Raw genomic sequence first — 12,288 nt, forward strand, 5'->3', positions numbered from 1 at the left:
GCCATCCACGCCGCTCGAGTGCAGCACCTGCGAACAGTGCCTCGAGGCGAGAATCACGATCGAGGAGCAGTTACGACGGCCGCTCGGCAGCACTGGCTTGCGGGAGTAAAAAGCGGACGACGTTTCCCCGCGGGGAGCGTCGCTCGAAGGAGAGTTCACCGCCGAGGGAGTCGACGCACCACTTCATCACCCAGAGACCGACGCCGGAGCCGTGATAGGTGCTACTCGTCGGTACTTCGTCGTCGAGTGCGTCGATTTCGATCTCGGGAATGAACGGCCCGTTATCGATGAACCGAATCTCTCCCTGGCCGGCATTCGCATCCTCGGTGATAACCACCGTTACGGACGGAGTCTCGCGATCGTTGTGGACAATGGCGTTCTCGATGGCGTGTCTGATCGCGTAGTGGAGTGCGCGATCCGCGTTCACGTGGACCTCCGACCGGACATCGACGGTCAGATCGGCCTTCGGATACTCGGATCGCCCCTCTTTGACTTGTTCTCGGACGACGTCGCCGATGTTCATCGGATGGCGCTGCGTCGCGCTAGGTTCCGCGATTTCCTCGATCTGGCGGATCGAGTCGCTCAACGACCCGATTTCGGCGGCGATATCCAGGATCGTCCCGATCTCCGTTTCGAACGTATCCTCTTTGATCGCGGATTGGATACGATCGGCGTATCCCATAAGAAGGTTCGTCTCGTTTCGGAGGTTGTGTCGAACCACCCTGCTCAAAAGGCGTAACCGGCGCTCCCGAGCCTTGTATCTGGTTATGTCGCGGATTTCTGCGATGACGACCGGGGTTGCGTCGATCGTCGTCCGTTTGAGATGGGCACAGACCCACAGCAGTTCACCGTTCACGCGCTCGACGCGCCATTCGAACGTCTGTGGATCGCCATTAGCAGCGGCCTGGATCAGACGAACCGCCTCGTTTTGGGAAAATCTTGTCGAAGGTGCGGTGAAATCTTCTACGTTCATCTCCCGAATCACTGCACTGGAGTGTCCGTACAGCTGTTCTATCTGATCGTTCACGTCGAGGATTTCACCTGTTTGTGGATCGTGCACGATAATCCCGACAGTTAGATCATCGAATATTTCGGGGAGCGTTACCGATTCTGATTCGCCCATTAGTGTGAATAGGTAAGGAACTAGCAAAAGTTCTGTTGCGAAAGGGCTTGAGTATCACGCGAACATTCTCGTCTCGAACGACCGTTTCGGAACGACGCGCCGCGGATCGAGCGACCGCGAGTCGATTCTGCGGGACCGACGTCACTCGAGGGTTCGAGCGACGCCTGCCTCGTGACCGATCGGTTTCTCACACCGCCAGGAACGCCCGACCGTCCCATCGAACATCGACAGCCGACCGGCCGTCAACCGATATCGAACCGTCGCCGACGAAGCTTCCACCGACCGAAAACGGACCCGACGTCCGGCGGCCCCGCAGTGCCGTTCACCTCGAGCACGTGCTGTCGGCCGTGGAATCGGTCGACTTCGTGGTCGTGTGGCCGTCGCCAGATTTGTCGGTTTTCTTTCCGGGTGTTCCGTCATCCATCTCGTCTGGTTCGTCGGCGTCAGGACCGGACCCCGGCTCTCCGTCACCGATGTCGGGGACCTCAGCGTCGGTGCCGAGGTCGTCGACCATCCAGACCACGTCGGACGTGAACGTCCCGTCGGCCGTGATCACCCACGGGATGATCTGACAGGTGTGACAGAGTCCTCCATCGACGGTGAGCGATGCCGTGTCCGTCGTCCCCGTGACGGTGCTTTCGCCGAGAATGACGTCGGCCTGACTGAGCCACCAGACGACGCGGTCGAGGTTCCCGTCGGGATCGGTAACGTCGATTTCGAGGGTGGTCGTCTCGTCGGGATCGACCTCGAGGATCCCGGCCGCCGGTCTCGCAGCGTCGATACTGGGATCGACGAGACCGTCCGGCGTGACGGTGACGGTCCAGCTCGCGCGGTACTGCTCGCCGTCGACCTCGACCCCGGCGACGACGTCGACGGTGCCCTCGGTCTCGAAGGTCTCCTGCCAGAACTGTGCGTTTTGCTCCGCGTAGTAGACGCCCTGCCACGGATCCGTCAGCGTGTCGCCGACGTTCTCGCCGTCGACCCACCAGGTGGTCGTCTGCGTCGCGTCGGGATCGACAGTGCCCACCTCGAAGTGGACCGTCGTCCCGGGTTGAACGCTCGGATCTCGTTCGGGAAAGCGCAACCCCTCGTTCAGTTCGTCGACCCCGAGGAGCGTCACCGTCCGTTCGTCCGAGTCGCCGTTGGCTTCGACCCGGACGGTCACGTTCCCGTCCTGTGCGACGGGTTCGGTCCGGTAACTCGCCGGGAAGGGGCGTTCCGTCTCTCCGGGTTCGATCGTCAGCGTCACGTTCCCGGCCGACTCGTCGTCGACGAAGTACTCGACGGTCGGTCTGACGGTCCGATCGGTCGGGTTCTCGACTTCGACGGTCCACTCGAGCAGCGCTCCGCTCGAGATCGTCTCCGGAATCTCGACGATCCGGACGGAGACCGGCGCGTCGTCGGTGTCGGCCGTCGCAGCGCTGTCGTCAACCGCTCCACCGTCATCGCTGGCTGTTGCAGTGTCGTTTTCGACTGATGCAGTTCCGACGTGTGCGGCCGGGACGATACCTCCGACGGCGACTCCTTTCAAAAGCGTTCGTCTGTTCACGTATCTGACCTCGTAGTGGTCGCCAACCTCGAATCGGACCAAAAGTCTGTACTACCGTTGTCCACTCAAATTGAATATTGGAGCGAGGTGGTTACTCCTGTAGTATCGATGGTAGAGGCTACTGGACTGTTGGCTGGGGTTAACAGCGGGAGATCAGTTCGTAGATCGCTGGGTTCGGAAGCGACCGGCGGACGGTCCCCTTCCGAGGACGCTCCGGACGCGAGTCGTTCAGTTGAGGGGAAACGAGATAAAGAGAGCCGGCAGAACGGGCGAGGGAGTCGCGTTTCGGGGAGCCTACGAGACGGGTATCATTATCGTATTGCTACGAATCGCGTCTGGCGACTCGCGTCTCGCCTGTGAGCGCGTCGACGTGGACGTGGACGGTTTTCGAATCGGTCTCGAGGGGAACGATCCAGGAGGCGCTAGTTCGATGCGGGTCCTCGAGGACGGTAAGATCCCCCGCGTCGATCCCCGTCTCCTCGGCTGCGAGCGCCTCTCGAGCGATCTTCTCGGCTTCTTCGGCGTCTTCGATCCGGATGTCGTCGGTCAGGCGAACGGTCACGACCGGCACGTCAGCCATGCGGACGACCCGTTCGGTCACGCTACCGACGAGGACCCGGTCGAGACCGGTCCGTCCCTGCGTCCCCATGACGATCATGTCGATATCGTGTTCGTCGGCGTACTCGAGGATTTCCTCGTGGGGAACCCCTCGCTCGACCGCCGTCACGGTCTCGATCCCCTCTCGAGTCGCTTCGGACTCGATGCGTTCGACCGCCCGGTAGGCGGCGGGTGTCGCCGTGCCGTTCTGGAGCGTGCCGAGTGGCCCCTCCGGCACGACCGACAGGGCGTGAATCGTCGCATCGAAGCGATCCGCGATCGTCAGGCCGTGAGAGATCGATTGGCGGGTCCCGTCGCTCCCGTCCGTCGGGATAAGAACGTCCTGGTACATCGGAACCGGACGTTAGGGTTACCGACGTATATAGCCTCGAATCGCGTCCGATCGATATTCGCCGCCACCGAACGTCAAATAGCCAATAAAACTATCTGTCCAGTACGAATAGTGTGGAATATGACCGGACGGTTTCGAGACGGTGTGGCGGTTACTAACGCCAGCCTCGACGTGTTTCGGAAGCGCCCACGACTCGCGGTCCTTCCCCTGCTGAGTCTCGCCGCGGTCGGGAGTGCGTACGCGGTTCTCGCCGTCGCGATCCTCCGCTACGAACTCGTCGGTGCGCTGTTTACGAGCAGTCTCGTTCGGTACGGCGTACTATTCGTCGCGCTCGCGGTTTCCTCCGGCGTTGGGATTTTCTTCAACGCCGCGGTGGTCCACTGCGCGACGCGGCAGTTCGCCGGCGAGGAGACGTCGGTGAGCGAGGGGGTGGCCGCTGCCTGGGAGGCCCGCACCGCGATCGTGAAGTGGGGACTCGTCTCCGCGACGATCGGAACCGTCCTCTACATCGCCGAGGACAACGTCCCCGGCGTCGGTACGCTCACGAGGTCCGTTCTCGATTTGGGGTGGGCGCTTCTGACGTTCTTCATCGTCCCGGTGATCGTCACGGACCGGACGGGATCGCTCCGATCCGACCTGCGAAAGAGCGGCGACGCGTTCTCTCGAACGTGGGGCGAAAGCCTCACCGCCACGATCGGGATCGGGCTGGCACTGCTCCCAGTGAGCCTGCTCGGCGTCTGTTTGCTCGTGTACGCCTATCTCTTCGCGACGGGTCCCACCGCGTTCGTCGCAGGCGTACTCGGCGGCCTGCTCCTCGTCGCGACCATCGTCGTCACGCAGGTTCTCGGTATGATCATCCGCGCCGCACTCTACCGGTACGCGGTGACCGGAGACCCCGTCGGCCCGCTCGTCGACCTCGAACCCGGGCAGCTCTTCGACGAGCGCTGATCAGCCGACCGTCGACGGCTGGCCCATCGTCGAAGCGACCGACTGTCCAGTCGTACGGAACCGACCACGATCGGACTCGCATACGCCCGCGCGGCGTTCGTCGAGGGTTCCGACAGCTACGAGTCGAACTCTTCAGCCCGCTCGAGTAACGATCCGATCGCGATCGGCGATTCGCGCTCGTACTCACGACGATCACGGCGATCGATCGACCGTCTTCGCTCGCGTCGGCTGGTTCTCGAAGATTGGACAGTCCCCTCGTATATTGGTAATCTTTTTCACGACACACGGAAACGTATTGCTCGGAGTATGACAAATATTGTCACTAATATCGCGGCCGCCGTCGAGGCGCACGGCGAGAATACCGCGATCGGGTATCAGGGGTCTGAAACGAGCTACGAGGAGTTCTGGGGGCAAACTGGGGCCTTCGCCGCTGCGCTCGAGGAACGAGGGGTGGGGGCGGATGATCGGGTTGCGATCTATCTGCCGAACGTTCCGCCGTTTCTGATCGCCTTCCACGGGACGCTGCGGGCCGGCGGGACCGTCGTCCCGATGAACCCCCAGTACAAGGCGCGTGAGATCGGCCACCTGCTCGGAGACAGCGAGGCCAAAGTGGTCGTCGCGCTGGCCGATCTCGTTCCGTTCGTCGCAGAGGTACAGGACGAGACGAGCGTCGAACATATCGTGAGCGTTGGTGGCGACGCGGAGGGTGCGATCGCGCTCGAGGAATTCCTCGAGCCGGGCGATCCCGACATCGTCGATCGGGCCGACGACGACGTCGCCGTCCAGCCGTACACCTCGGGGACGACGGGTCAGCCGAAGGGCGTCCAGCTCACCCACGCGAACCTCACGTCGAACGCGAACGCCGCGTCGGAACTGATCCCGGACGGGATCCGTGAAGACGACAAACAGCTCGGCGTGCTCCCGCTGTTCCACATCTACGGGATGACCGTCGTGATGAACTCGACGCTGTTCAACGGCGGAGCCTACTACCCGATGGCCTCGTGGGACGCTCAGGAGGCGGTCTCGCTCATCGAGGACGAGCAACTCACGCTGATGCACGGCGTGCCCGCGATGTACAACGACGTCATCAACCAGCCCGACGCCGAGGCGTTCGATCTGTCGTCGCTGCGGCTGTGCGGTGTCGGCGGATCGGGCATTCCGGTCGAGGTCCTGCGCCGGTTCGAGGAGCTGTACGAGCCGACGATCTACGAGGGATACGGCCTGACCGAGACGAGTCCGATCACCCACTTCAACAGCCCGATCGAAGGGCGACGCATCGGCAGCATCGGCAAGACCGTTCCGGGGGTCGACTCGAAGGTCGTCGATAGCGCGAAACGAAGCTCCGCCGACCGTTCGGGCGGCGACTTCGAGGAAGTCCCGCCGGTCGAGAGAGGACCGCTCGACGAGGACGAGGCCGACCTCCACGAGATCACCGGCGAGATCGTCGTCGCCGGCCCCAACGTGATGAAAGGCTACTACGGCCTGCCCGAGGCCAACGAGGAGGCGTTCACCGAGGAGGGCGGCCGACGGTGGTTCCACACCGGCGATATCGGCTACCACGACGAGGACGGCTTCTTCTACGTCGTCGACCGCGAGAAACACATGATCGTCACGGGCGGCTACAACGTCTATCCGCGCGAGGTCGAGGAGTTGCTCTTCGAGCACGAGGCCGTCGCCGACGCCGCCGTCGCCGGCATTCCGGACGAGCGCCGGGGCGAGACCATCAAGGCCTTCATCGTTCCGAGACCCGACGCAGACGTGACGGCCGACGAGATCAGGGAGTACTGCCTGACCAGCCTCGCCGAGTACAAACACCCGCGCGAGGTCGAGTTCGTCGAGGAACTCCCGCGGACGACGACCGGAAAGGTCCAGAAGTTCAAACTCCGCGAGGAAGAGACGGGGGCGACATAATGGCGCTCGGCGAAGCAGTCCGCCTCGAGATCGAGGCCGACGGTCCCGCGACGATCACGCTCGACCAACCTGATCGCCGTAACGCCCTCTCCGCGGCGATCAGCACCGGCATCCTGGAGGCGCTCGAGGAGATCGAGGGCAGCGACGCCCGCTGTGTGATCCTCGAGGGCTCCGGTGGCTCGTTTTCCGCCGGCGGCGACATCGAGCGGATGGTCGCGGGCATCGAGAACGATATTCCGGCCGACGAGCAGGTTCGCCGCCTCGAGCGCTCGTCGAACGAACTGATAACGCGACTGGTGAAGTTCCCGGTGCCGACGATCGCGCTGGTCGACGGGGCCGCCGTCGGCGCGGGGGCGAACCTCGCGCTCGCCTGTGACATCCAACTCGCCAGCGAACGGGCGGCCTTCGGCTTCGTCTTCCGACAGGTCGGCCTGAGCGTCGACGCCGGCACCTCATACCTGCTGCCGCGCGTCGTCGGCGAGAACGTCGCCAAGGAACTCGTGTTGACCGGCGACATCATCGGTGCCGACCGCGCGGACGATCTCGGCCTCGTGAATCACGTCTACGACGACGACGAGTTCGACGCGGAAGTCGAGGCCTTCGTCGAGAAGATCGTCTCCGGACCCCCGGTCGCACTCCGTCACGCGAACCGACTGATCGGCGAGGGCGTAGAGAAATCGCTCGAGCAGGCGCTGACCGACGAAGCGATCGCGCAGGGGCTCGCATTCGACACGGACGACCACGAGGAGGGCGTCACCGCCTTCTTCGAGGACCGCGATCCCGAGTACCAAGGTCGCTGACGACGCGGCCTACGGCCCGAGCTTGGACATCGCACGGCGGGGCCTATCGATTGTTCTGACGGAGTTACTCGGTCCGAGCGCTCCGCGCGCCGGTCGGGATCAGCGTCGACACCCGTGCGTTCTCCTTGATCCGCAACCCGCCGTCGGCGACGGTCAGCGGCATCAACGGCAGGTGCGAGGCGACCAGCACCGACGGGTGCGAGCCGCCGCGAGCCAACAGTTCGTTTCGCGGCTGAAGCTGTGCGGGTTCCTCGAGATCGGTCAGGAACTCGTTGTGCTGGATGACGTACTGGCCGCCCTCCAGGTTCCACCAGCCGAACTCGTCGTCCGGGTCGCGGAGGTCGGTGGGAACCGGCTCGAGGTCGGCGTCCTCGAGTTCGTCACCCCCGAAGTCGAGGCTGCCGGGGCCGGCGACGCGATAGATCGCGCTGACCGTCAGATCGATGCCGTGCTCGTGAACCTGTGTCGGTTCGTAGACGAGATTGTCGACGACGTCGACGAGGGGATTCTCGGCGGACATTTCGGTTACCCTGACGATTTCGAGCGATAAAAAATGTGTCCTCGAACGGCGGCAGGGGAGCCGTCTCTGGTGGAAGATCGGCAACTATCGACACCTCTCGACGCGTCAGCCGAAACGGTGTGCGCTCTGCTCACGCCCGTCGCAGGCCACACCGGATCGCACCGATCCGTTTGCGATCGCAACACGAATCGCGCGAACGGATACACATATGCGTCGGCGCGGCGACAGCATGCACAATGCCCCACCTCCAGCGCATTCGCGTGCATCCGATCAAGTCCCTCGATGCGGTATCCGTCCCCGAAGCCGAAATCGTCGATAACGGCGGGTTGACGTGGGACCGACGGTACGCGATCGTCGAGCAGTCGTCGGGCGAATCGGCGGCAATCGAGTCGGAGACCAGATACGTCAACGGCAAGCGAGAGCGGCGGATCCACGGACTCGAGGCCGCGTACGACCTCGAGCGCGAGACGGTCACGGTCGGCGAGGCTGACAGCGACGAAACGCACACGTTCCACCTCGAACTCGATCGGGACTGCTTCGCCACGTGGCTCTCGGAGTACTTCGGCTACGGGGTGGCGGTCGTCCGCGACGACGAGGGCGGTTTTCCCGACGATACGGACGCGTCGGGACCGACCGTCATCAGCACGGGCACGCTCGAAGCGGTCGCCTCGTGGTACGACGACATCGACGCCGCCGAGTTGTGTCGTCGGCTGCGGCCGAACCTCGTCGTGGACGACGCGCCCGCGTTCTGGGAAGACCGGCTCTACGACGCGCCCGGGCGGGTCGTCCCCTTCGAGATCGGGGCGGTCGCGCTACGCGGCGTCAATCCGTGCCAGCGGTGCGTCGTTCCGACGCGGGACCCCGACACGGGCGAGGAGACCGAGGGCTTCCGGGAAACGTTCGTCGAGCGTCGCCGGGCGACCCTTCCCGAATGGGCCGGGGAGGCGTGGTTCGATCACTACTTCCGACTGATGGTCAACACGCACGTCCCGGAATCGTCGTGGAACGAGACGCTGTCCGTCGACGACCCGGTCGTCGTCGGCGAAACGCTCGCGGATCCGAACCCGGCCGATTGACCGCACCCGAACGCGTACGCTTCGCCACCCGACGCTAATTTTCACTTCTGGTATTCGGGACCAAAGCGCAAAGAGGGACGTCCGAGTTCCGGTTGTCATGGGATACGGCCTCGATATCGGACCGGGAGCACTCCGGGCGGCCGCCGGCACGTCGGACGAGGTGACGATCGAGTCGGTACCGCCGGTCGTGACTGCGACCGACGAGGAAACACTCGAGTCGGCCGACGGCGAGCGGAGTGCAGGGCTGGTAGACGACCGAACGGGCGACGGACTGTTCGTCGAACATGGCGGGAAGAGGTACGCCGTCGGACCGACCGCGAGCGCCGTTTCCGACGCCGCAGACGGCGATCCGGTATCGCTGTTCTCGAGCGGTGTCCTCACCGTCGAGGGATACACCGAACCGGCGCTCGAGGCGTTGATCGACGACGTCCTCGAGCGCGTCGAACCGGCGGACGGACGACTCTGTTATACGACGCCGGGGACGCTGGTCGACGCGGCGGAGCCGACCGACGCCCACCGCGAGACCGTCGAGTCGGTCCTCGTCGACCGCGGGGTCGAATCGACGCCGATTAGCAGAGGGTTCGCCGTCGTTTACGACCAGTTCGTTGCGGACAACTACACCGGACTCGGCATCTGCCTCGGAATCCAGACGACGAGCGTCGCGCTCTCCTACTACGGCGTGCCCGCGCTGGCCTTCTCGCTCGCGAAGGGCAGCGAGTGGGTGGTCGAGCGGGCCGCAACCGAAACCGGCCGCGAGCGGACGCAGGTCGCGACCGTCCTCGAGGAGTTCGCGCTCGATCCCGACGCGGCGACGGGCGGGATCGAGAGCGCGCTCGCGCAGGCGTACGACGCGCTAATCGGCGAGATCACCGAGGCGATCGAAACCGAAGCCGACGAGAACGACGTCCAGCAGGGGATGGCGATCCCCATCGCAGTCGCCGGATCGGGCGCGGTCGACGGCCTCGAGTTCCTTCTCGGCGGTCGATTCGACGCGGTAGCGCTCCCGTTCTCGGTCCGCGAGGTTCGGCTCGCGGACGATCCCGCTGCGAGCGCTGCCAGGGGGGCGCTCGCAGCGGCCGAGGACGACGTCGACGCCTACGAGGACGTCACGTGGTCGGCATCCGACGCGGATGACAGTACCGGCGACGGTGGTGGCCCACCCTCGTCCGCGATCGAGATCGGCGGTGCGGACGAACAGACGGCGCTAACCTTCGACGACGACGCGCTCGGCGGCGGCGGCGACGCGGCGCACGCCCGAGCGGACGACGCCATCGAACAGCTATTCGATCGACTCGCCAACCGTGACGAGGAGATCCAATCGGTTCGGACCGACCTCGAGTCGGCCGTCGAGGAACTGGAGTACATCGAGGCCCAAACCGCCGATGCCCAGCGGGTTGCAGATCTCGAGGAGACGACGGCGGACGAGCGAACGGCGCTCGAGAACCGACTCGGCGACCTCGCGTCCGATCTCGAGGGCGTGACCGATCGCACGAACGCGTTGGACGATCGCCTCGAGAGGGTCCAAACGGCGCTCGGTGAACTCGAGGCGGAAACCGCGTCAGCAGCCGACCTCGAAGCCCTCACGGAGACCGTCTCGCGGCTCGACGACGGGTTCGAGGGGATCAACGAGGACGTCGAACGGATCGAGACCCGGATCACGGGACTCGCCGGTCGACTCGAGGAACAGGCGACCCGGATCGGTTCCGTCTCGAATCGCGCCGATAAGCGCGCCGAGCAGGCCGACGACGAACGCGATCGGCTCGCGGACGAAATCAGCACCGTCGAGAGCGAACTGAAGCACGAAGTCGGTACCGTCGAGGGTGAACTGGAGGACGAGATCGACGCTCTCGAGACGACGATCGCGGACGAAATCGGCGTCGTCGAGGACGAACTCGAGACGGCCGATGATCGACTCGACGAGATCGAGGAACGGATCGAGGCCGAGACAGACAGTTTCGACGAGCGGGTCGCCGACCTCGGCGGGCAAATCGAGACGACTACCGCAGATATCGAGGCGATCGAAGCGGACCTCGCCTCGACGGACGACCGCGTCGAGACCCTGGACGACGATCTGACCGACGTCCGTAACTCCGCGAGCGCCCGTTCCGACGCGCTCGAGAACCGACTCGAGAGCATCGGCGAAACGATCGACGAACTCGAGTCGATGACGGCCGACGACGAGCGAGTTTCGGCCGTCGAGGACGATCTTGCGGCCCTCGAGACGGAACTCGGTTCGCTCGACGGCGCGATGTCGGCCCTCTCGGAGACGGTGGCCGGGGTCGAAGAGCGGGCGGCGTCCGCGGAATCGGTCGACGAGATTACGGTCCACCTCGAGACGGTCGAAAGCGATATCGACGATCTCGAGGAGACAGTACACGCGTTCGAAGAGATGCTCGAGGATCGACTTGACGAGACGGCGGAGGGCCTCGAAACGCGCTTCGAGGAAACGACAAGCGACCTCGAGAGACGACTCGACGAGGCCGCTGCGGCGATCGACGACAGACTAACCGAACTCGAGGGGACGACCGAGCGCCTCGAAGCGGGGAGCGCCGACGACGAGACCGTTGTGGCGCTATCCGACTCGCTCGCGGACACCCGCGACGCGGTCGAATCGGTGACGGCGGACCTCGGTGATCTTCGAACGGAGTTCGCGGCGGAGACCGACGCGCTCGAAACGCGCTTCGATGACGTCGATGGCCGTTCGGCCGATATCGAGTCCCGGCTCGACGAGGTGAGCGAAGCCGTCGGAGCGGTCGAAACCGACGTCGAACGGGTCACCGAGACGGTCGCGTCGCTCGAGCGCGACGTCGAGACGATTCCGGACGACCTCGAGCGCCGTCTCGAGGACGCGGTTGATCGCATCGATGATCTCGCGGACGACACTACCGACCTCGCCCGCGACGCTGACGACCTCGGCGACCGTACCGGTCGGCTCGACGAGCGGACGAGCGATCACACCTCTCGCCTCGAAGAACAGGCCGCCCGTCTCGAGGAGTACGACGCTCGTTTCGAGTCACTCACGACCGATATCGACGATCTCGCGACGACGCTCGAGGGAGTCCCCGACGAATCCGCCGTCGATTCGATCAGAACCCGACTCACAGCGGTCGACGAACGGTTGACTGCCCTCGAGTCACGGATGGGAGCCACGCGGTCGAGTCGGGATGACGACCTCGAGGAGATCCGGTCGGAGCTCGCGGTTCTCCGGGAACGAACGCCCGACGCTGCCCGGGACGGCGGGAGCGACGGGCTGACGGCCCTTTCCCCGATCGTTGCTGGCGGTGGCGGGGCCGGCGTCGTGACGGGTGGCGCGCTCGCGCTCACCGGTGCCGGACTGGTGGGTGCCGCCGCGGTCGTGGTCGGCCTCGTTCTGCTCGGCGTCGCGGTTGCGGTCGATCGCTAATCCGCGACG

9 protein-coding genes are annotated in these 12,288 nt (G+C 64.7%); 5 read left to right on the forward strand and 4 right to left on the reverse strand.

The window, feature by feature from the left end; genetic code table 11:
• Positions 1–70: 70 nt before the first annotated feature.
• From DWB23_RS10645 to DWB23_RS10655, 3 genes are all read right to left on the reverse strand, one after another.
• Positions 71–1,123 (reverse strand): sensor histidine kinase, encoded by a 1,053-nt coding sequence (locus tag DWB23_RS10645; RefSeq protein WP_121742773.1) that lies wholly within the window; start codon positions 1,121–1,123, stop codon positions 71–73.
• Between the two features lie 322 nt (positions 1,124–1,445).
• Positions 1,446–2,672, reverse strand: coding sequence for a hypothetical protein (locus DWB23_RS10650; RefSeq protein WP_238717387.1), 1,227 nt, complete (start codon positions 2,670–2,672; stop codon positions 1,446–1,448).
• 322 nt (positions 2,673–2,994) lie between these two features.
• Positions 2,995–3,621: a universal stress protein gene (locus DWB23_RS10655; protein WP_121742774.1), complete on the reverse strand. Its 627-nt coding sequence runs from the start codon at positions 3,619–3,621 to the stop codon at positions 2,995–2,997.
• Positions 3,622–3,741: 120 nt separating this feature from the next.
• Between DWB23_RS10655 and DWB23_RS10660 the strand changes: the two genes are divergently transcribed.
• The 3 genes from DWB23_RS10660 to DWB23_RS10670 all read left to right on the forward strand — a co-directional run bounded on the left by DWB23_RS10660 (position 3,742) and on the right by DWB23_RS10670 (position 7,280).
• On the forward strand, positions 3,742–4,569 hold the full coding sequence (locus DWB23_RS10660; protein WP_121742775.1) for a DUF6159 family protein: 828 nt from the start codon (positions 3,742–3,744) through the stop codon (positions 4,567–4,569).
• Positions 4,570–4,875: 306 nt separating this feature from the next.
• Entirely contained in the window at positions 4,876–6,480 is a 1,605-nt protein-coding gene (locus DWB23_RS10665; protein ID WP_121742776.1) for a long-chain-fatty-acid--CoA ligase, read from the forward strand.
• On the forward strand, positions 6,480–7,280 hold the full coding sequence (locus DWB23_RS10670; RefSeq protein ID WP_121742777.1) for an enoyl-CoA hydratase-related protein: 801 nt from the start codon (positions 6,480–6,482) through the stop codon (positions 7,278–7,280). The genes DWB23_RS10665 and DWB23_RS10670 overlap by 1 nt, the downstream gene beginning before the upstream one ends.
• Before the next feature lie 64 nt (positions 7,281–7,344).
• On the opposite strand, the gene DWB23_RS10675 is transcribed toward DWB23_RS10670, so the two are convergent.
• Positions 7,345–7,800 (reverse strand): dCTP deaminase/dUTPase family protein, encoded by a 456-nt coding sequence (locus DWB23_RS10675; protein ID WP_121742778.1) that lies wholly within the window; start codon positions 7,798–7,800, stop codon positions 7,345–7,347.
• Positions 7,801–8,036: 236 nt separating this feature from the next.
• Between DWB23_RS10675 and DWB23_RS10680 the strand changes: the two genes are divergently transcribed.
• Together DWB23_RS10680 and DWB23_RS10685 are read left to right on the forward strand one after the other, a co-directional pair.
• A complete protein-coding gene (locus DWB23_RS10680; RefSeq protein ID WP_121742779.1) occupies positions 8,037–8,876 on the forward strand; it encodes an MOSC domain-containing protein in 840 nt (279 codons plus the stop codon).
• A gap of 97 nt (positions 8,877–8,973) precedes the next feature.
• Positions 8,974–12,279: a disk-shape morphogenesis protein volactin gene (locus DWB23_RS10685; protein WP_121742780.1), complete on the forward strand. Its 3,306-nt coding sequence runs from the start codon at positions 8,974–8,976 to the stop codon at positions 12,277–12,279.
• The last annotated feature ends 9 nt before the right edge of the window (positions 12,280–12,288 follow it).

The sequence above is a fragment of the Natronorubrum halophilum genome (genome assembly GCF_003670115.1).
Classification (GTDB): Archaea; Halobacteriota; Halobacteria; order Halobacteriales; family Natrialbaceae; genus Natronorubrum; species Natronorubrum halophilum.

Coding starts and splice junctions, on each gene's coding strand:
- DWB23_RS10685 (WP_121742780.1), top strand. CDS start 8,974: ATGGGATACGGCCTCGATATCGGACCGGGAGCACTCCGGGCGGCCGCC.
- DWB23_RS10655 (WP_121742774.1), bottom strand. CDS start 3,621: ATGTACCAGGACGTTCTTATCCCGACGGACGGGAGCGACGGGACCCGC.
- DWB23_RS10680 (WP_121742779.1), top strand. CDS start 8,037: ATGCCCCACCTCCAGCGCATTCGCGTGCATCCGATCAAGTCCCTCGAT.
- DWB23_RS10670 (WP_121742777.1), top strand. CDS start 6,480: ATGGCGCTCGGCGAAGCAGTCCGCCTCGAGATCGAGGCCGACGGTCCC.
- DWB23_RS10665 (WP_121742776.1), top strand. CDS start 4,876: ATGACAAATATTGTCACTAATATCGCGGCCGCCGTCGAGGCGCACGGC.
- DWB23_RS10660 (WP_121742775.1), top strand. CDS start 3,742: ATGACCGGACGGTTTCGAGACGGTGTGGCGGTTACTAACGCCAGCCTC.
- DWB23_RS10645 (WP_121742773.1), bottom strand. CDS start 1,123: ATGGGCGAATCAGAATCGGTAACGCTCCCCGAAATATTCGATGATCTA.
- DWB23_RS10675 (WP_121742778.1), bottom strand. CDS start 7,800: ATGTCCGCCGAGAATCCCCTCGTCGACGTCGTCGACAATCTCGTCTAC.